This window comes from Mesorhizobium sp. M0772 (assembly GCF_040320135.1).
Taxonomy (GTDB): domain Bacteria; phylum Pseudomonadota; class Alphaproteobacteria; order Rhizobiales; family Rhizobiaceae; genus Mesorhizobium.
Map to the genome: position 1 here is coordinate 49,468 of NZ_JAMYPB010000008.1, position 20,112 is coordinate 69,579.

Below are 20,112 nucleotides of genomic sequence, written 5' to 3' on the forward strand. Positions count from 1 at the left end.
TGAACGATTTTGGGGAGCCCTTTGGCTCCCCAGCATCCAACCGGCGGCGACTACTTCTTCGGCGTGAACGGCGCCGGGCGGCGACCGGCGGCCTGGCGCTCCAGCATCCAGCCGGGATATTCGGCCGGCAGCGCGCTGACCTCATCAAGTTTGGCGAGATCGTCGGCGTCGAGCTTCACCTCGGCCGCGGCTAGGTTCTGCTCGAGCTGCTCCATGCGGCTGGCGCCGATGATGACGCTCATGACGAAAGGTTTGGCCAGGACATACCCGAGCGCCACCGTGGCGACGCTGACGCCGTGCTTCTGGGCGATCTCGCGCATCACGGCGACAGCCGCCCAGGCGCGGTCCTCATCGACCGGCGGGAAGTTGAAGGCGGCGCGGCGGCCTTCGCCATTGCCGGGCGCGCCGGGGCCGTATTTGCCCGACAGCAGGCCGCCGGCCATTGGCGACCAGACCATCAGGCCGAGCTTTTCCTCGTTGATCAGCGGCACGATCTCGCGCTCGAGGTCGCGGCCGGCGATCGAGTAATAGGACTGGATGGTCTCAAAGCGGGAAAACCCCTTGCGCTCGGCTATGCCGAGGGCCTTAGAGATGCGCCAAGCCGCCCAGTTGGAGACGCCGACATAGCGGACCTTACCGCTGGCAACGAGATCGTCGAGCGCCCGCAGCGTCTCGTCGATGGGGGTCACCGTGTCGGTGCCGTGCAGCTGGTAGAGATCGATATGGTCGAGCTGCAGCCGCTCCAGGCTGCCCTCGACCGAATCCATGATGTGGCCGCGCGAAGAGCCGCGCTCGTTCGGGCCCTGGCCCATGGCGCCATGCACCTTGGTCGCAATGACGACGTCCGAGCGCTTGACGCCAAGATCGTTGAGCGACTGGCCAAGCAGGCGTTCGGACTGGCCGAATGAATAGACGTCGGCCGTGTCGAAGAAATTAACGCCGGCGGCGATGGAACGGGCAACGATGTCGTTGACGCCCTTCTGGTCGAGGCTGGCAATCAGGCCCCATTGGGCATTCTCGCCCGCGGCGCCGAAGGTCATGGTGCCGAGGCAGAGTTCCGAGACGAACATCCCCGTATTTCCAAGTTGATTGTAGCGCATGGTGGCTCCAGCAGATTGGTGATGACGCCAAGCAAATAGGAACGGCGCGTTTCGTTTCCAGTCGTGGCGCAATCGACCTAGTGCAGTTGGCCCATAGAGCCCGTCAACCGTCGCGAGATGATCTTCATGCCGAAAAATCTATCAGAATTCCCCGGGCCGGATGATCGTCTTTGAGCGGCGGTTGACCTCCTCGTCGAAATCGTCGTCCCACGCGGGACCGGAGAGAAGATATTCGGCAAGCGAAGGCTTTGCGCCGATCAGTTGGTCATAGTCATCAGGAGACAATGCGACGGCAGCCGGCTTTCCGCGCAAGGTGATGGTTTGCGCCCCTTCTTCGCGCGCCTGTCGTGCAAGCTTCGAAAGATTGTTTCTCGCGTCCATGAGGTGCCAGTCCAAGAAGAATAGTCCTCGCTAACTCGCCGATGTGCTCGAAACATTAGCTCGAATAGCCGGGGAACGACAGGTGTCTCACGAAGCCGAAGGCTACCGGCTCCCAAAAATCGCTGACCCGACCCGAACGCTGGTGGCGCCGAAGGCTATGGCGGTCTCGAAGTCGCCGGACATGCCCATCGACAGTTTTGCGACCCCGGCCTCTTTGCCGAGCTTTTCCAGCAAGGCGAAATGCGGGCCGGGGTTTTCGTCGGCCGGCGGGATGCACATCAGGCCTTCGATGGCGAGGCCATGGACATCGCGGCAGCGGGCGACGAAGGCGACGGCGTCGCGCGGCTCGATGCCGGCCTTTTGCGGCTCCGAGCCGGTATTGACCTGGACGTAGAGTTTCGGCGTGCGGCCCTGGCGCACGATTTCCTTGGCGAGTTCGGTGGCGATCTTTTCGCGGTCGACGGTCTCGATGACGTCGGCGAGAGCGACGGCTTCCCTCGCCTTGTTCGACTGCAGCGGGCCGATCAGATGCAGTTCGATATTAGGGAATTCCGCTTTCAAGGCCGGCCATTTGCCTTGCGCTTCCTGCACGCGGTTTTCGCCGAAGACGCGCTGGCCAGCCTCGATGACCGGGCGGATGACGTCGGCCTCAAAAGTCTTCGACACCGCAACCAGCGTCACCGAACCGGCGTCGCGGCCGGCCTCGCGCTCGGCGGCAGCGATCCTCGTCTTGACGGCGAAAAACTGTTCGACGGCGCTGGCCATGTCCATATCCTGCCTGTCTTTAATCGTCTTGGCCGGCTCGCCGCAGTTGACGGGTCCGGCAATCCATGGTGAACACCGCGACGACATTTACCTTGGCCACCGGGCCTTGTCCGGCGGTCTGCGCCTGCTTTTAAGTGAAAATCATCCGATGGCAACCGAACGATACAATCCGCGCGCGTCAGAGCCCAAATGGCAGAAGGCCTGGGCCGAAAAGAAGCTGTTCGAAGCGCATAACAACGATCCAAAGCCGAAATACTACGTGCTGGAGATGTTCCCCTATCCCTCGGGGAAGATCCATATCGGCCACACCCGCAACTACACGATGGGCGATGTGGTGGCGCGCTACAAGCGGGCCAAGGGCTTCAACGTGCTGCACCCGATGGGCTGGGACGCTTTCGGCATGCCGGCCGAAAACGCGGCGATGCAGAACAAGGTCCATCCCAAGGAATGGACCTACGCCAACATCGCCGCCATGCGCGAGCAGCTCAAGATGATGGGCCTGTCGCTGGACTGGGCGCGTGAGTTCGCCACCTGCGACGTCGACTATTACCACCGCCAGCAGATGCTGTTCCTCGACTTCGTCGAAAAGGGGCTGGTGACGCGCAAATCCTCCAAGGTCAACTGGGACCCGGAGGACATGACGGTGCTCGCCAACGAGCAGGTCATCGACGGCCGTGGCTGGCGCTCGGGCGCGCTGGTCGAACAGCGCGAGCTGACGCAGTGGTTCTTCAAGATCACCGACTACGCGCAGGACCTGCTGGACTCGCTGAATGGTCTCGGCGAGTGGCCGGAAAAGGTCAAGCTGATGCAGCAGAACTGGATCGGCCGCTCGGAAGGGCTGCTGATCCGCTGGCCGCTGGCCGCTCCGGTTGGCGATGCGAAGGAACTGGAGGTCTACACGACCAGGCCCGACACCATTTTCGGCGCGTCGTTCATGGCGGTTGCCGCCGACCATCCGCTGGCCAGGAAGGCCGCCGAGACCAATCTCGATCTGGCCAAGTTCATCGACGAAATCAGGCATATGGGCACGTCGGTGGCCGCACTGGAGACGGCCGAGAAGAAAGGTTTCGACACCGGCATCCGCGTCGTGCATCCGTTCGACGACTCGTGGACCCTGCCGGTCTACGTCGCGAATTTCGTTTTGATGGAATACGGCACCGGCGCCATATTCGGCTGTCCGTCGGGCGACCAGCGCGACCTCGACTTCGCCAACAGATACGGCCTGCCGGTGATCGCGGTGGTGATGCCGGAAGATGCCGACGCCAAGACCTTCCAGGTCACGGAAGAGGCCTATGTCGATGACGGCGTGATGATCAATTCGCGCTTTCTCGACGGCATGAAGCCGGAGCAGGCGTTCGACGAGGTGGCAAAGCTCCTGGAGCAGAAGACCATAGGCGGGCGGCCAATGGCGGAGCGCAAGGTGAACTTCCGCTTGCGCGACTGGGGCATTTCGCGTCAGCGCTACTGGGGCTGCCCGATCCCGATGATCCATTGCGAGGATTGCGGCGTCGTGCCGGTGCCGAAGGCCGATCTGCCGGTCAAGCTGCCCGACGACATCGAGTTCGACCGTCCCGGCAATCCGCTCGACCGTCACCCGACCTGGCGGCATGTGAAGTGCCCGAAATGCGGCAAGGATGCGCGCCGCGAGACCGACACGATGGACACGTTCGTCGATTCGTCCTGGTATTTCGCGCGCTTCACCGCGCCCTGGGCCAATGAGCCGACGGAGCCCAAGGCTGCCGATGACTGGCTGGCCGTCGACCAGTATATTGGCGGCATCGAGCACGCGATCCTCCATCTGCTCTATTCGCGCTTCTTCACCCGCGCCATGCGCGCGACCGGGCATCTCGACCTGGCCGAGCCATTCAAGGGCCTGTTCACGCAAGGCATGGTGGTGCATGAGACCTACCGCGTCGGCGGTGCGTCGAACAATGGCCGCTGGCTGTCGCCGGCTGAGGTCAGGATCGAGGATGTCGGCGGCAAGCGCCGCGCCATCGAGATCGCCACCGGCGAAGAGGCGGCGATCGGCTCACTCGAAAAGATGTCGAAGTCGAAGAAGAATACTGTAAGCCCGGAAGACATCACCGACGGCTACGGCGCCGACACCGCACGCTGGTTCATGCTGTCGGATTCGCCGCCCGAGCGCGACGTCGAGTGGACGGACGATGGCGCCGCCGGCGCACATCGCTTCATCCAGCGTGTCTGGCGCCTGGTGTCCATTGCCGCCGAGACGCTTGACGGCGCCAAGCCGCAGGCGGCGCCGGAGGGCGAGGCGGGCGCCGTTTCCAAGGCCGCGCACAAGATCCTGAAGGCTATCGGCGAGGATATCGAGAAGCTCGGCTTCAACCGGGCCATCGCCCGCATCTACGAACTTGCCAATGCCTTGAACACGCCGCTCAACGACGTTGCCGAGGGCAAGGCCGATGCGGCGCTGAAAGGCGCCTGCCGCGAGGCGGTGGAGATCCTGGTGCATGTGGTCGCGCCGGTCATGCCGCATCTGGCCGAAGAGTGCTGGCACACGCTGGGCGGCACTGATCTGGTCGCCGAACGGCCTTGGCCGGTCTACGATCCGGCGCTGGTCGTCGACAACGAGGTTGTGCTGCCGGTCCAGGTCAACGGCAAGATGCGCGGCTATTTGACAATTGCCCGCGACGCGGACCAAGGTGCGATCGAAAAAGCGGTTCTGGCTCTCGACTTCGTGCAGAAAGCGCTGGAAGGTAAGGCGCCCCGCAAGGTGATCATCGTGCCGCAGAGGATCGTCAATGTCGTTGTTTGACTTCAGAAGGATGGGGCCTGATCTGGAAAAGACGGCGCGCTTGCTGCGCCGCGCAGCGCTGTACGGCATGGTCGCTTCGATGGCGCTGGTTTCGGCCTGTACGGTCAGGCCGCTCTATTCCAGCGCGCCGCTGAGCGCCGGCTCCACGGTCAGCGCTTCGGCGGAACTGGCGTCGGTCGCGGTCAAGCCGGTCAAGACACGCTACGCCCAGCAGGTCCGCAACAATCTGATCTTTGCCTTTGGCCAAGGCGCCGGCGAGCCGCCGGCGCCGGTCTACATGCTCGATCTCGGCGTCACCGAACTGGTCGAATCGGCCGCGGTGGTGCAGATCCAGACCGACGAAGACGAGCCGACGGCAGGCACGGTGACGCTGACGGCGAACTATGTGCTGACCGATGCCAGGACCGGCGTGGTGATCGCAACCGGCAAACGGTCGATCCCATCATCCTTCGACAAGCCGACGCAGGAGTTCGCCTCCTACCGGGCACAGCTCGACGCCGAGAACCGCGCCGCGCGTGAGCTGGCTGAAATGGTGAGCCTGTCGGTCGCCCAGGACTTGGTCAGGCACGGCAAGAAGGCCTGAGCATTCCCTGGCGCTGCCAACTAGACTTTTAGCAGTCCGCAACATAAAGGCCGGTTTCCCGGCCTTTTTGTTTGTATCGAACCGATCTCAGCCGATCTTCTGGCCGGTCTTGGCCCAGTCGGCAGCGAACTGATCCAGGCCCTTGTCGGTCAACGGGTGCTTGACCAGCGCCTTCAGCGTCGCGGCCGGCGCGGTAACGACATCGGCGCCGATCAGGGCTGCCTGCTTGACGTGGTTCACGGTGCGAACCGAAGCAACGAGGATCTCGGTGTCGAAATCGTAATTGTCGTAGATCTGACGGATCTCCTGGATCAGCTCCATGCCGTCCGCGCCGGTGTCGTCGACGCGGCCGACGAAGGGCGAGATGAACGAGGCGCCGGCCTTTGCCGCCAGCAGCGCCTGGTTGGCCGAGAAGCACAGCGTTACATTGACCATGCGGTTCATCTCGGTGCGGATCGTCTTGCAGGCGCGCAGGCCGTCGAGCGTCAGCGGCACCTTGATGCAGACATTGTCGGCGATCTTGGCCAGGATGTTGGCCTCGGCCATCATGTCCTTGTATTCGATCGCAACGACCTCGGCCGAAACCGGGCCCTTGACGATGTCGCAGATCTGCTTGGTGACCTCGGCGATCTTGCCGCCGGATTTCAGGATCAGCGAGGGATTGGTGGTCACGCCGTCGAGCAGCCCCAGGTCGTTCAGTTCCTTGATGTCCTTGATGTCAGCGGTGTCGACAAAAAATTTCATGGGGGTCTCCTGAAAGATTTCCATGTGCATGCCATGCACATTCCGGGTTGCCCTTTGATCTAGACCAAAGTCGGGGCAAGGTCACGCCCGATGATCGAAGATTCGCCCTTTGTCGCAGCCGCGCCGGTGCTGGTGCCGATGCCGGCCGAACGGCCCTACACCTACGCTGTGCCTGCCGGCGTGCGCGTGGTGCCGGGCTCGATCGTGCGCGTGCCGCTCGGTCCGCGCCAGGTTGCCGGCATTGTCTGGGATGGTGCGGTCGAGAATATCGACGCCAAAAAGCTGCGCCCGATCGAACAGGTCTTCGACTGCCCGCCGATCGACCGCGGCATGCGCCGCTTCGTCGACTGGGTGGCGCAGTACACGCTGTCGCCGCCCGGCATGGTGGCGCGCATGCTGTTGCGCGCGCCGGAGGCGTTCGATCCCGAACCATGGATCGAGGGCCTGCAGCGGACCCTCGTCATGCCCGACCGGATGACGGATGCCAGGACGCGCGTGCTGGAGACGGCGGAAGGGGGGCTTGCCTGGACGCGATCCGGCCTGGCGCACGCGGCGGGCGTGTCGTCGACGGTGGTCGAGGGACTCAAGGCGCAAGGCGTGTTCGAGACGGTGATGATCCCGCCTCGACCGGTGGTCGCCGCGCCCGATCCCTCCTACGCCATGCCGGAGCTGATGCCGGACCAGGCAGACGCGGCCGCCATGCTGCGCGCCAATGTCGCGGCCGCTGCTTTCAACGTCACGCTGCTCGACGGCGTCACCGGCTCGGGCAAGACGGAAGTTTATTTCGAGGCGGTGGCGGCAGCCCTCGACCAGGGCAGGCAGGTGTTGATCCTGCTGCCGGAGATCGCGCTGACGCATGCCTTCCTCGAACGCTTCCAGCAGCGTTTCGGCGCCAAGCCGGCGGAATGGCATTCCGACCTGCCGCCCCGAATGCGCGAAAAGGTCTGGCGACAGGTGGCGGAAGGCGGCGTGCGCGTCGTTGCCGGGGCGCGTTCGGCGCTGTTCCTGCCGTTCCGCGAGCTCGGGCTGATCGTCGTCGACGAGGAGCACGACCCCGCCTACAAGCAGGAGGATCGCGTCTTCTACAATGCGCGCGACATGGCGGTGGTGCGCGGCCATATCAGCGGCTTCCCGGTGGTGCTGGCGTCGGCGACGCCATCGGTCGAAAGCCGGGTCAATGCGCAGCAGGGCCGCTACAGCAGGGCGGTGCTGTCGGCGCGCTTTGCCGAAGCCGCGCTTCCCGATCTCAAGACGATCGACATGCGGCGCGCGCCGCCGGCCCGCGGCGGCTTTCTGTCGCCGCTGCTGATCGACCAGATGCAACGTACGCTGGAGAAGAAGGAGCAGTCGCTGCTGTTCCTCAACCGGCGCGGCTATGCGCCGCTGACGCTGTGCCGTGTCTGCGGCCACCGCTTCGGCTGCCCGGTTTGTTCGGCCTGGCTGGTCGAGCACCGCTTTCGCGGCCAACTCGTCTGCCATCATTGCGGGCACAATGAGAAGCGGCCGGAGGCTTGCCCGGAATGCGGCACGCTCGACCATCTGGTCGCCTGCGGGCCTGGCGTCGAGCGGATAGCTGAAGAAGTCGTGGCGCATTTCCCCGACGCGCGCACGATCGTCCTGTCATCCGATTTGATGGGTGGAGTGCGCCGGCTGCGGCTGGAGCTCGAGGCCATTGCCAATGGCGAGGCCGACATCGTCATCGGCACGCAGCTGGTCGCCAAGGGCCATAACTTTCCCAACATGACGCTGGTCGGTGTCGTCGATGCCGATCTCGGCCTCGCCAATGGCGATCCCCGCGCCGCTGAGCGCACCTTCCAGTTGCTCAGCCAGGTGACCGGCCGCGCCGGCCGCACCGGCAAGAAGAGCCTCGGCCTGCTGCAGACTTTCCAGCCGGACCATCCGGTGATGCGGGCGATCGTCTCGGGCGATGCCGAGGCCTTTTACGAACGCGAGATCACTGAGCGCGAACGGGCAGCCCTGCCGCCCTTCGGCAGGCTTGCCGGCGTCATCGTCAGTGCGGTGACGCGGGCCGAGGCCGAAGGCCACGCGCGCGGCCTGCGCCGTGCAGCACCCCAGGCCAGCGACCTGTTCGTGCTCGGTCCGGCCGAGGCGCCGCTGTCGCTGCTCGGTGGGCGCCATCGTTTCCGTTTGCTGATCCAGGGTGAAAAGCGCGCCGACATCCAAGGCTTCATCCGCACCATGCTGGCCGAAGGGCCGAAGCAGCGCGGCTCGGTCCGCGTGCAGGTCGACATCGATCCGCAGAGCTTCTTGTAAGCACAAAGGCTGACGCCGCCGCCGGCCGCCCGTAAGCCGTTTGTCAAGAAAACTCAGCATCTTAGTGCCGGCTAAAATGCGCGCCGTTCATGTACCCGGCTCTCATCGGTTCGCTGACTAATCCTGATTTGAAAAGCCACAAAATAAATGTTGACTCGTTTTATCATGAATTATAACTGGGCCTTTCCGCTCTGGCGCTGGGGACCAGGGCATGGATGGGGACAGCATGCGCAGATTTTTCAGTACGCTTCTTTGGTCATCGGCTTTGGGTTCGTCGATTATGGCAGGCGCGGCATTTGCCCAGGAAGCCGCTCCGACGGACCAGCAGGGAGCCACCGTGCTCGATCAGATCCTGGTCACCGGCCGCAATGAAAGGTCCATTTCCAGCGTTGCCCAGTCCGTTCAGGTCGTGGAACGGCAACAGGTCGAGGAAGCCGCGCAGGAAAACATCGACGCCGCGACCCTGATCAGCCGCATCGTCCCCGGCTACGCGCCACGCAACCAGACCATTTCGGGCGCCTCGGAAACCTTCCGCGGCCGCAGCGTGCTGATCATGGTCGACGGTGTGCCACGCAACACGCCGCTGCGGGACGTGTCACGCATCCTGTCGATGATCGACCTGAATTCGGTCGAGCGCATCGAAGTCATCAACGGCGCTTCCAGCCTTTATGGCGCCGGCGCCACCGGCGGCACGATCAACTTCATCACCAAACGCGGCGACAGCGACAAGCCGAAGGTGACGGTGCGCACCGGCGTCACCGCCTTCACCGAAAACCCCGGCAAGTCGGCCGGGCCAAGCACCAGTGTCTCGGTCGAGGGCAAGAAAGGCGATTTCGACTATTTCTTCTCGGCGTCCGGTGATCTGTCGCGCCGCACCTATGACGGCCACGGCAACGAGGTTGCTTCGGACGCCATGCTTGGGCAAGGCGGCGGCGACCGCACCGGCACGGGCAATCTCTTCGGCGTGGCCGGCTACCAGTTCGATTCCAGGCGCTTCGAGGCCAGCGTCGACTGGACCTATGCCAACCAGAAGCCGGACTGGTTCACCGATTACACGACCAATCCCGTCTCCCCGGATTTCGGCGATCCCTATGAAGGCAAGCCGCTGAAGGAAGATTCGAAATATCTGACCGCCAAATACACCGACAGCGACTTCGCGCTCGGAAACCTCGAGGTCAAGGCGTTCTACAACGACATCTTCAAGCAGTCGCCCTTTACCAAATTCTCGGCCGTCAACAGCCAGGTGTATTTACCGACGAACCCGACGCGGCCGGTGATCCTGCCGCCGGGTACGGACCCGACCGCCGACTTCAACCAGACGGCGCTGCAATCGCGGCGCAGCGGCGTCAACCTGACCGTCAACACGCCGATGGACTTTATCACTCAGGGCAGCACGCTGACCTGGGGCGCCGACTACGTCTTCGATGCCACCGATCAGCAGCTGACCAACGGTCAGGACGCCATCTCGCCCACGACCCAGAACTCGGTCGCCTTGTTTGCGCAGGGCGAAATTCCGGTGACGGATCGCTTTCGCATCAGCGGCGGCGCGCGCTACGACCAGTTTTATCTCAACGTTGAAGACTTCACCCGGCCTGCCGCTGCCGTTCTGCTAGGCCGGAACATTATCGGCCTGCCGGCGATCCAGGTGACCGGCGGCTCGTTCGACTACGACGCCGTCACCTTCAACGCCGGCGCCGTCTACGATCTGACCGAAAGGATGCAGCTTTTCGGCAATTTCTCGCAAGGCTACAGCCTGACCGACATTGGCGGCTTCACCCGCCGGGCCGGGTTGAACTCCAACGCCGAAACCTGCGACGCCTATGGCACCGCCATCCGGCCGCTGCTGCCGTGCACCAACGCGCCGGATTACGCGATCAGCTATGCCGATATCGCGCCTGAACCCCAGCTGGTGAACACCTGGGAAGCCGGTCTGCGCGGCGATTGGGGCGACTATCGCGGCGGCGTCAGCACCTATCTGTCGACCTCGGACAACGGCGTCAGCTACGACATCGTCAACAACCGGGTATCGCAGCAGAAGGAACGTATCTGGGGCGTCGAAGCCAATCTCGAGGCAGACCTCAGCGGCATGTTCACGCTGGGCGGATCGGTCGGCTATGTCGAAGGCAAATACGACGCGGATCGCGACGGCCACATCGAAGCGAACGAGTATCTGCCGAACAACCGTGTCCCCTCGACCTACAAGGGCCTGGTCTATCTCACCACCCGTTTCGAGAACGAGCTGACCCTGCGCAGCGAGTTGGAGCTGTTTTCCGGACGCGACCGCATCGCCACCCAGGAACTGGACGGTGCAGCACTGGTCAATCTCGCCGTCTCGAAGACGTTCGGCAATGAAAGCGTGCTGAACCTTGCCGTGCGCAATGTGTTCGACACCTACTACATCAACCCTTCCGCATCGGCGACCCGCGGCGCCGACGTTCCGGGTCTGGGACGTTCGGTTGCGTTGTCCTACCAGATCACATTCTGAGGGGCGGCGGTGGCGGTGTCTCTCCAACGAAACGGTGCATTGGTCTCGCTGCTGGCAGAAGCGCCAGCCGATCCGGCGGATGGCGCGCGCTATATCGAGGCGCTCGGCCGCCTTTCGCAGGAACGGGAGCCGTTCGTGCTCCTGGTCGATATCCGCATCGAGATCGCGCTGAGCGACGCCCAGCGCAAGGCGCAAAACCTCTGGTACAAGGCGGAACGCGAGCAGCTCGAAAAAGCCTGCCGCGCCTGTGCGCTGGTGCGCCCCGCCGCCGACGAGAACATGCAGCGCGTCTGGCAAAGCCTGTTCGGCTTTCCAGTGCTCGTCACCCGCAGCCGGGCGGAGGCCGGCGCCTTCCTGAACGGTTACGCACCGAAGGACTATGTCAAATGAGCGCCGACGCAGACCGGCCGGCGCCCGCCGGGCTTTCGCGCCTGCGGCTTTTCGTCGTTCTCGCCTGCCTTTATCTGGCGCAGGCCATCCCGAGCTATCTGTTTGCCGCGGCGATCCCGCCGATCCTGCGCGAGCAAGGCGTGTCGCGCACCGCCATCGGCATGATGGCGCTGCTGATGCTGCCGCTGGTGCTGAAATTCCTATGGGCGCCGCTGGTCGACCGCTTTCGGCCAATGGCCCGCGCCCATCGCGCCGGCTGGGTCATCATCACCCAGATCGGCGTCATCGCCGGCATCGCCGCCATGCTTTGGATCGAGCCGACCGATGTCGCCGGTATCTTTGCCGTCGGCCTTGTCGTGAGCCTGTTGATGTCGACCCAGGACATCGCCACCGACGGCTACGCGGCCAAATATCTCGACCCGAAGGACAGGCCGATCGGCAATGCGATCCAGGGCGGCGCCGTCGCGCTCGGCGTCGTTCTCGGCGGCACGCTCGGCCTGTTGGCTTATCATCATGCCGGCTGGCAAACCATGGTGGCCATGGTGGCCGCGCTGTCCATCATCCCGCTGGTCGCCGCCTTCGCCATGCGCGAGACCGATCCCGTCGCCAGCGCGCTGCAGGCGGCCATCGACCGCCCCTCGATCATGCGTTTCCTGCGCCGGCCCGAGGCACGCCAGATCCTGTGGATCGCGCTCATCTACCGCGCCAGCGAGGGGCTGGTGAAGTCGATGGAAGGCTCCTATCTCGTCGATGCCGGCGTGCCGCTCGACATCATCGGTTATCTCTCGGGGGGTGCTGCGCTCACCGTCGGGCTTGGCGGCTCGGCGTTGGCGGCGTGGCTGCTGCACAAGCGCGGCGCCGCCTCGGTGCTGGGCCTGCTCGGCGCGCTGCGCACCATCTGCTTCCTGATCTTCGCGCTGCATGCTTTCGGCACTATTGCCGGCTTTTGGCCGATCTTCGGCGCCTCGTTCCTGCAGACGCTGGTGCGCTACATGGAGATCGTGGCGCTCTACAGCCTGTTCATGTCCGTCACGTCGTCGGACCAACCCGGCACCGATTTCACCATCCTGTCCTGCGCCCAGCTTATCGTCTATCTCGTCGGCTCCATGCTGGCCGGCCGCCTCGCCGACATGCTCGGCTACTCCGCGCTGTTCACCCTGGCGACAGTGCTGTCGGGCATCGCCGTGGTGGCGACCTATCGCATGCTGAATGCCCATTTCGCCGATGCCGCAAAAGCCCAGCCGGGTACTCCGATGCGGCCGCTGCCGGAGGTCGCCGAATGAGCGCGGTTTGGCTAGTGCTTGCGAACCATGGCAGCGAGACAGGCAGCGGCCAGCGCCAGCGCCGCGCAGCCGGCCAGCGGCGCAAAGGGCCAGAGCGTGAAGGCGAAGCCGCCGGCCAATGCGCCGATGCTCTGGCCGAGCACATGGGTGCTGGTGAGCCAGCCGGCCGCCGCGCCCTGCTCGCCGGGCTCCAGGCGCTTCATCAGCCAGGCGGTGTAGCCGGGTGTCGCCAGGGCAATGCCGGCCGCCGCCACCACCAGAGACGCTGCCGAGGCAACATGGCTGGCCGTGACGGCCAGCGCCGTCATGCCGACGCAAACCATGAGACAGCCGACGACGACGCTGTTGCGCTCCGCCAGCCGCAGGCGCGCCATGAGCAGTCCCTGGACCAGAACCATGACGATGGCGACCAGCATCAGGGCCAGGCCGGTCACCGTCGTGGCCTGCGTCGCACCAAGGCCAAAACGCTGCTGGGCCATCGGGCCGAGCATCATCTGCACCTGTCCGAAGCCGAGCGTCAGGCACAAGCCCATCGCCAGGCAAGGCAGAGCGCGGCGATCGAAGGGCGATATTCCACGGCCGACGTCGGCTGCCTTGCCGTCGCTCCGTCCGCCGGCTTCCCCTTTGCCCGGCGCGAGCCACAGCAACAGCGGGCTGAACAGGAACAGGATGGGCGGCAGCAGCGGCGACAACACGGCGGCCGTCGCCGGCAGCGCACCGGCCAGCCGCCCCATGCTGACGCCGGCGCCAAGCAGTCCCAGCGCGGCCTGTCGCCTGTCATCGGCAACCGAGCGGCTGGCCCAGACCTGCGCCGTCGGCATGACGCCCGATGCGGCGAAACCGTAAACGGTTCGCGAAAGCACCAACAAAGCGATGCCGAGCGCGGCTCCCATGCCGGCTATCAGCAGAATGGCGAACACCGCCTGGCCGGCCAGCATGGCGAGGCCGAGCAAGCGCAGCAGCCTGGCATGGCCAAGCCGCTCGCCCATGCGGCCCCACAGCGGCGAGCCGACCAGAAAGGCCGCCGCGCCGACAGCAGTTGCCGCGCCGATGGCAAACGTGTCGAGCCTCAGCCGCTCCATCACCAGGGGAACGAGCGATACGAAGGCCGACTGGCCGAAGCCGATTGCCGAGACCGCGATTGCCAGGCGGCGAAGAAGCGAAGATCGATTTTTCATACTGGTCGTCATAACGCGAAGCTTATTTCCTGGTTAGAATAAATAATCAACAAAAATGTTATAATAACCACAGCGTATAAGATATAATACTACAGTATTGTTTGGATTTATGAGGATGCACATGGAACAAGTAAAACCAGAATCTTCCTCTGCATTAAGCCCGTTCCTCAACGCGTTGCTGCGGGAATGGGATGGCTGGGAATTCGTCGACGCCAGCCAAACCGGGCTGTTTCGGCCGCAGGCGGCCGTGCTGCGTCTGAATTTCCCTGCCTCGCGCGCGGCGGTGCTCGTCGAGGCGCGGCATCGCTCGAAGGTTGGTTACCACGATTTAGCGATGCCGCTCTGGCGCCTCGATATTAGTAACGAGGGGGCTGATGGCGAAGCGACCGAGATCGACCTTTTCAGCCTTCTGGCGCTGATCCTGGCGGATCCCGACATTGCCGGCCGGGCGACAGCGAAAAGCCGACTGACCTTCCTGCGCCGCAGCCTGGCCAGCATCGCCGCAATCGCTGACGCGACTGCGGCGCGTGGATCGTCGCGGCCCTTCTCCGAAGGCGATCCTGATTTCATCGATGCCGAAAGCGCCCTGCGCTTCGGCCATGCCGTGCATCCGGCGCCGATGAGTCGCGAAGAGTTCACGCACACGGATTCCGCGCGCTTCGGGCATGAATACTGCAATGCGTTCAAACTGCGCTGGTGGGCCGTCGACCCGACCATCCTCACTGGAGGCAGCGTCGAGCCGCTAGATGTCACCGAGATGGTCCGCGGGCTTGCCGCCAGCGATCCGCAGCTGCTTGCTCGGGCTGGCAAGCAACAGGGCAAGGTTCTCGTTCCGATGCATCCGTGGCAGGCAGTACGGCTCATGCTGGAAGACCGCGTCGAGCGCCTGTTTCGCGCCGGTCGTATCGTCGATGTTGGGCTCGGCGGACCAGCGTGGCGGGCCACGACCTCGCTGCGCACGGTTCATTCGTCTGAAGCCGAGTGGATGCTGAAATTCTCGCTCAGCCTGCGCCTGACCAATTCCAGGCGCATCGTCGAGGAGCATGAGTGCCGGCGCGGCCTTTCGGTGCACCGGCTGGTCAAGGGCAAGCTCGGCTATGCCTTGCAGCGGCGCTGCCCGACCATGACGGTGCTGGGTGAGCCCGCCTGGTTCGGCCTGCGTGACGAAGACGGCCGGCTGATGACGGATACCATCGTCTCGTTTCGCGAAAATCCGTTTCGCGGCACGGGCAATCCGCCGGCTGCCGTTCTCGGCGCGCTTTGCGAGCGCCATCCCGGCCGTACCGAAAGCCATCTGTCCGACCTGGTCCACCGTATCGCCCGCGACGAGAAGCGACCTGTCAAGGAAACGGCGCGTTTGTGGTTCGAGCGTTTCCTTCATGCCGCCATCGAACCGTTTATCGTTGCCTTCTCGGAATTCGGCCTGCTGTTCGGCGCCCATCAGCAGAACCTCGTCGTCGGCCTCGCCGGCGGCTGGCCGAATGCGCTCTATTTTCGCGACTGCCAGGGCACCGGTTATGTCGAGGAATTCCTGCCCAGGCTGCGCGAATTCGTGCCCGAGGCTGGTCAGGCGGGCGATCATGTCTTCCCAGCGGAAGCGGCCGCGAAGCTGTTCGGCTACTATCTGGTCGTCAATGGCGCTTTCGCCGCCGTCGCAGCCCTTGCGGCCGCTGGCCTCACCAACGAAGACGATCTGCTGGCGATATTCCGCCGCTCGCTCGAGCGGCTGGCCGCCACGCCGATGGCTGACCGGTCCTGCGTCGACTATTTGCTCAACGCGCCGACGCTCGCCGCCAAGGGCAATTTCCTGATCGCGCTGCGCGACATCAATGAGAACACCGAAGTGACCGACCCGCTGGCAGGTTACGTCGAGCTTCCGAACCCCCTGCATGTGAGAGAATACGCATGAACATCGAGGCTGCGAAAAACTGGTCACCCGCCACCGTCGCCGGCAACGAAGGATGGCAGCATCTGGCCTCGGCCGCGGAGCCGCTCGCCATTTGTGCCGGCGATGGCCATGTCAGCCTGGTCAACGCTGAGGGAACAGCGGTGGGACAGGCCCGCATCTCCATCGCGGATGGCCGCCTGCTCATCGACGATGTCGCGTTCATTGGCGGCCGCCTCGACCAACCGCAAATCCTGGCAGGTCTCGTCGACGCCGCGCTGCGCCTGCATCCTTCCTTCGACTGCGCCTTCCTGCCGGCGGCCAAGACGCTGTGGCCGGTTTCGGCGCTGGCCACCGAGACGGCCGCAGGCGAACCGGAGCGCGCCGTCATTCATCGCTCGGTCCTGCGCCAGCTGCCGCTGCTGTGGCGCAGCCAGGCCTCGCATGTCACCTATCCGGCATTGACGACCGCTATCGGCCCGGAAGACCGGCTGCCGCCATTGCGCCAACCGCGCCCCTGCGGCCCGATGTACGAACGCTGGATTCCGGAAATCGGCCTCACCGTGTCGCTGCGGCCGATCGACCGCCGGACCGATCTCGACCTCTTCCATCGCTGGATGAACGATGGCCGCGTCGCCTTCTTCTGGGAACTTGCCCAGAGCCATGAGGATCTCGACAAATATCTCGCCGAGCAGGAAAGCGATCCGCATATTTTCGGCGTCATCGCCAGCTTCGACGGCGAGCCGACCGGCTATTTCGAGTTCTACTGGGCCAAGGAGGACCGGCTCGGGCCCTATTATGAGCCGCACGACTGGGACCGCGGCTGGCATGGGCTGATCGGCAATATGCGCCATCTCGGCCGGCCGAAGACGCTGTCACTGTTCCGCTCCGTCACCCACTATCTGTTCCTCGACGAGCCGCGCACGCAGCGCGTCGTCGGCGAGCCACGCGCCGCGCACCAGAAGATGCTGAGCTATTGCGCCGGCGCCGCCTACGACAAAGTCAAGGAGTTCGACTTCCCGCACAAGCGCGCGGCGCTGGTCTGCTGCGAACGCGAGCGCTTCTTCCGCGAGGTGCCGCTGTGACGGTGCAGCAACCGATTGCCAAAGCGGGGGAGGCGACACGCTGGGCCGCGATCAACCGCGACGCCGTCGCCAAGGCCATTTCCGAACTGACCTTCGAGGAGTGCCTGTCGCCGCGCGAGCTTTCGCCCGGCCGATGGGAGCTGACGCCCGGCCCCGGCGTGACCTATCGCTTTGCCGCGACGCGGCGCCTGTGGGGCCAGATCGCCGTCCGTCCGGAGACGCTGACTCGCGACGCCGGCATCGAGCTGCCGGTCGACGATGCGGTCGCCTTCTTCGCCGACGCGCGCGAGACGCTCGGCATGTCGCCGGCAACATTCTGCACCTATGCGAAGGAGCTTTACAACACGCTGATGGCCGACATGCGGATCGCCAAGGCACGCGGCAATCGACCGGCCGCCGATCTAGCCGCGCTGCCGGATACCGAGTTGCAGGCATTGCTCGACGGCCATCCGAAGGCCCCTGCCAACAAGGGACGGCTTGGCTGGGGACGGGACGACTTCGAGCGCTACGCGCCAGAATCGGCCACCGCATTCCAGCTCTTCTGGCTTGCCGCCGCCAGCGATCGCTGCCTGCTGGCGCTTGACTGCGGGCTCGACGAAGAGGCGCTGCTGCAGGCCGCACTCGGCGACTACGAGCGCGCAAGGCTCGAAGCGGCTTTCAGCGCCGCCGGGATCTCGCGATCGACGCATAGGCTGCTGCCGGTCCACCCCTGGCAGTGGCAGGCGATGATCGCCTCGCAATATGGTAGCGAGATCGCCGCCGGCCGGCTGGTGCCGCTTGGCCAGTTCGGCGATCCGTTCCTGCCCTTGCAGTCGCTGCGCACGCTTGCCAATGTGGCACGGCCCGAGGCGCTGCACGTCAAGCTGCCGCTGACCGTCCTCAACACCTCAGCGTGGCGCGGCGTGCCGGGCAAATACATGGCGATCGGCGCCGATCTGTCGCGCTGGCTGGCCACGGTGGCGGCCGCGGACCCGGTGCTCAAGGACGTCAAGGTGCTGAGGGAAGTCGCCGGCGCCTTCTATCCGCACCCGCACTACACCGGCGTTGAAGGCGCGCCCTACCAGTTTTGCGAGATGCTGGGCGCCATCTGGCGCGAAAGCCCCGAAAAGGATCTGACAGCGGGCCAGCGCCCGATGATGATGGGCGCCCTGCCGCAGCGCGACGCCCATGGCAGGCCGATCGCCAGCGCCCTGATGGAGCAATCCGGCCTTGGTCCGGAGGCATGGCTCGATCGCCTGTTCTCCACGGCCTTCGTGCCGCTCTACCACTTCATGTGCCGTTACGGCGTCGGGTTCGTCGCCCATGGCCAGAACGTCACCATCATCCTCGACGGAGCGACGCCTCTCGGCGTGGCGGTCAAGGATTTTCAGGGCGACCTCGACCTCGTCGACCAGCCGTTTCCCGAACTGGCCGGCCTCGACCCCAAAATCCTGTCGACGCTGAAGCGCCGGCCGCCGGCACATCTTCTCCAGCATCTGCAAACGGGACACATCGTCAGCGTTCTGCGCTTCCTATCCGAGGCGCTGGCCGCCTATGACCGCTTCGACGAGAGGACTTTCTACGCCATCCTGGCCGGCGCCATCCGGCGCTACCAGGCGCGGAACCCGGATCTGTCGGAACGGTTCGCGCTCTTCGATCTGTTTGCTCCGAAGATCCCACGCATCGCCATCAACAAGGTGCGCTTCGCCATCGGCTACGGCGACAGCGGCGAACGCCCTCTGCCCGACCTTGGCACACCGCTCGACAATCCGCTTAACCCCGAGTCAGCCCGGCGATCTCCCATCAGCCCAGCCAGCTCCATAAGGAGTTCGCCATGACCCATACGCTTGACCTCGCAGGCATCGGCATCGGGCCGTTCAATCTCAGCCTCGCCGCCCATCTCGATGCGGTGGACGGCGTCGAAGCGCGCTTCTTCGATCGGGCGACGCGGCTCGAATGGCACCCGGGCATGATGCTGCCGGGCGTCGAACTGCAGACATCCTTCCTCAAGGATCTCGTCACCGCGACGCATCCGACCAGCCCATGGTCGTTCATGTCCTATCTGGGCGCGCAGAAGCGGTTCTATGAATTCCTCAACGCGGATTTCTCAGCCATCCCGCGGCCGGAATTCGCCCGCTATCTCGGATGGGTCGGCGAGAACTTGTCTTCGCTGCGCTTCGCCAGCGCCGTCGACCGGATCGACTTCGACGGAACGAATTTCAGGCTGCGTATCGGCCGCGAGCAGGTGAACGCGCGCAATCTCGCCATTGCCGTCGGGCTGGTGCCCAACATCCCCGCCTGGGCGCGGGCGGCGGCCTCCGATCAATGCTTCCACAACGCCCAGGCCGCCAACCGCCTCGATCGCCTGAGCGGACAGCGTGTCGCCGTGATCGGCGGTGGCCAGAGCGGCGCCGAAGTGCTTCTGCATCTGGTCTCCTCCGACCGCTTCGCCGGCCGCGAAATCGAGTGGATCTCGATGCGGCCGAATTTCCTGCCACTGGACGACTCGCCTTTCACCGACGAACTCTTCACGCCGGGCTATGTCGAAAACTTCCATCGGTTGCCGCAAGGGCGGCGCGAGACGATCCTGGAACAGCAACTGCTTGCCGGTGACGGCGCATCGACGAGCACGCTGAAGGCGATCTATCGCCAGCTTTACACGCTGCGGCACCTCTCGGAGGAAACGACGGCGGTCAACATGACGCCGCACCGCGAAGTGCTGAACGTGACCCGGGAAGGCAGCGAATACCGGCTGATCATGCGCAACGGCTTCGACGGCGCCATCGAGACGCGCACCGTCGAAGCGGTGGTTCTGGCCACCGGCTATGCCTTTGCCATTCCTGATTGCATGGCGCCGCTCATGAACAGGATCGCGCTGGACGAGCGCGGTCATTACAGGCTCAACGCCAGCTTCGAGGTCGAATGGGACGGGCCCGACGACCGCCGGATCTACGCACTCAATGCCGGCCGGCTCAGCCATGGCATAGCCGAGCCGCAGCTCAGCCTGATGGCTTGGCGCAGCGCCAAGATCGTCAATTCGCTGCTCGGGCGGGCACAGTTCGATCTCGATCTGCCCGATCCGCCGGTTGCCTGGAGTTCAAGGCACACGACACAAAGCCTGCATCATCTCGGCGCCAATGCGAGGATGACCGAATCGGGCGCGCGGTGATGTTTGTGGAGGCGGGCCGAAGAGCGTGGTACGGC

General features: G+C 64.5%; 15 protein-coding genes. 10 read left to right on the plus strand and 5 right to left on the minus strand.

All coding sequences use genetic code 11. The features are described 5' to 3' along the window. Window positions 1-50: 50 nt before the first annotated feature. The 3 genes from NKI06_RS07590 to NKI06_RS07600 all read right to left on the minus strand — a co-directional run bounded on the left by NKI06_RS07590 (window position 51) and on the right by NKI06_RS07600 (window position 2,246). Window positions 51-1,100: an aldo/keto reductase gene (locus tag NKI06_RS07590; RefSeq protein ID WP_352984706.1), complete on the minus strand. Its 1,050-nt coding sequence runs from the start codon at window positions 1,098-1,100 to the stop codon at window positions 51-53. A 141-nt stretch (window positions 1,101-1,241) separates the two neighbouring features. Next, window positions 1,242-1,481, minus strand: a complete 240-nt coding sequence (locus NKI06_RS07595; RefSeq protein WP_352984708.1) for a type II toxin-antitoxin system Phd/YefM family antitoxin — start codon at window positions 1,479-1,481, stop codon at window positions 1,242-1,244. Between the two features lie 102 nt (window positions 1,482-1,583). Continuing rightward, window positions 1,584-2,246, minus strand: a complete 663-nt coding sequence (locus NKI06_RS07600; protein WP_352984710.1) for a YggS family pyridoxal phosphate-dependent enzyme — start codon at window positions 2,244-2,246, stop codon at window positions 1,584-1,586. A 148-nt stretch (window positions 2,247-2,394) separates the two neighbouring features. Between NKI06_RS07600 and leuS the strand changes: the two genes are divergently transcribed. Further along, window positions 2,395-5,022, plus strand: coding sequence for a leucine--tRNA ligase (gene leuS, locus NKI06_RS07605; protein WP_352984712.1), 2,628 nt, complete (start codon window positions 2,395-2,397; stop codon window positions 5,020-5,022). Beyond that, window positions 5,009-5,605 (plus strand): LPS assembly lipoprotein LptE, encoded by a 597-nt coding sequence (locus tag NKI06_RS07610; protein ID WP_023684087.1) that lies wholly within the window; start codon window positions 5,009-5,011, stop codon window positions 5,603-5,605. Before leuS ends, NKI06_RS07610 begins: the two co-directional genes overlap by 14 nt. 87 nt (window positions 5,606-5,692) lie before the next feature. On the opposite strand, the gene fsa is transcribed toward NKI06_RS07610, so the two are convergent. Further along, window positions 5,693-6,349 (minus strand): fructose-6-phosphate aldolase, encoded by a 657-nt coding sequence (gene fsa, locus NKI06_RS07615; protein WP_023684088.1) that lies wholly within the window; start codon window positions 6,347-6,349, stop codon window positions 5,693-5,695. A 90-nt stretch (window positions 6,350-6,439) separates the two neighbouring features. Here fsa and NKI06_RS07620 point away from each other — a divergent pair, with 90 nt between their 5' ends. The 4 genes from NKI06_RS07620 to NKI06_RS07635 all read left to right on the plus strand — a co-directional run bounded on the left by NKI06_RS07620 (window position 6,440) and on the right by NKI06_RS07635 (window position 12,781). Next, the gene (locus NKI06_RS07620; protein ID WP_023684089.1) at window positions 6,440-8,623 is read left to right on the plus strand and encodes a primosomal protein N'; all 2,184 of its coding nucleotides are present in this window, start codon (window positions 6,440-6,442) and stop codon (window positions 8,621-8,623) included. Between the two features lie 280 nt (window positions 8,624-8,903). Continuing rightward, window positions 8,904-11,108: a TonB-dependent receptor gene (locus tag NKI06_RS07625; RefSeq protein ID WP_352984715.1), complete on the plus strand. Its 2,205-nt coding sequence runs from the start codon at window positions 8,904-8,906 to the stop codon at window positions 11,106-11,108. Between the two features lie 15 nt (window positions 11,109-11,123). Then, window positions 11,124-11,498, plus strand: a complete 375-nt coding sequence (locus NKI06_RS07630; protein ID WP_155923829.1) for a hypothetical protein — start codon at window positions 11,124-11,126, stop codon at window positions 11,496-11,498. Further along, a complete protein-coding gene (locus NKI06_RS07635) occupies window positions 11,495-12,781 on the plus strand; it encodes an MFS transporter (protein ID WP_352666460.1) in 1,287 nt (428 codons plus the stop codon). The genes NKI06_RS07630 and NKI06_RS07635 overlap by 4 nt, the downstream gene beginning before the upstream one ends. A gap of 11 nt (window positions 12,782-12,792) precedes the next feature. Here NKI06_RS07635 and NKI06_RS07640 read toward each other — a convergent pair whose 3' ends face one another. Continuing rightward, complete coding sequence (locus NKI06_RS07640; protein WP_352984717.1) at window positions 12,793-13,959, minus strand: MFS transporter; 1,167 nt, start codon at window positions 13,957-13,959, stop codon at window positions 12,793-12,795. 121 nt (window positions 13,960-14,080) lie between these two features. Here NKI06_RS07640 and NKI06_RS07645 point away from each other — a divergent pair, with 121 nt between their 5' ends. From NKI06_RS07645 to NKI06_RS07660, 4 genes are read left to right on the plus strand one after another with little or no spacing between them, the layout of a single operon-like run. Continuing rightward, window positions 14,081-15,868, plus strand: a complete 1,788-nt coding sequence (locus NKI06_RS07645; protein WP_352984719.1) for an IucA/IucC family protein — start codon at window positions 14,081-14,083, stop codon at window positions 15,866-15,868. Further along, window positions 15,865-16,929 carry a GNAT family N-acetyltransferase gene (locus NKI06_RS07650; RefSeq protein ID WP_023755520.1) on the plus strand — a complete coding sequence of 355 codons (1,065 nt, stop codon included), beginning with the start codon at window positions 15,865-15,867 and terminating at the stop codon, window positions 16,927-16,929. Before NKI06_RS07645 ends, NKI06_RS07650 begins: the two co-directional genes overlap by 4 nt. Beyond that, the gene (locus NKI06_RS07655; protein ID WP_352984721.1) at window positions 16,926-18,746 is read left to right on the plus strand and encodes an IucA/IucC family protein; all 1,821 of its coding nucleotides are present in this window, start codon (window positions 16,926-16,928) and stop codon (window positions 18,744-18,746) included. Before NKI06_RS07650 ends, NKI06_RS07655 begins: the two co-directional genes overlap by 4 nt. Continuing rightward, the gene (locus tag NKI06_RS07660) at window positions 18,743-20,077 is read left to right on the plus strand and encodes a lysine N(6)-hydroxylase/L-ornithine N(5)-oxygenase family protein (RefSeq protein WP_352984722.1); all 1,335 of its coding nucleotides are present in this window, start codon (window positions 18,743-18,745) and stop codon (window positions 20,075-20,077) included. Before NKI06_RS07655 ends, NKI06_RS07660 begins: the two co-directional genes overlap by 4 nt. The last annotated feature ends 35 nt before the right edge of the window (window positions 20,078-20,112 follow it).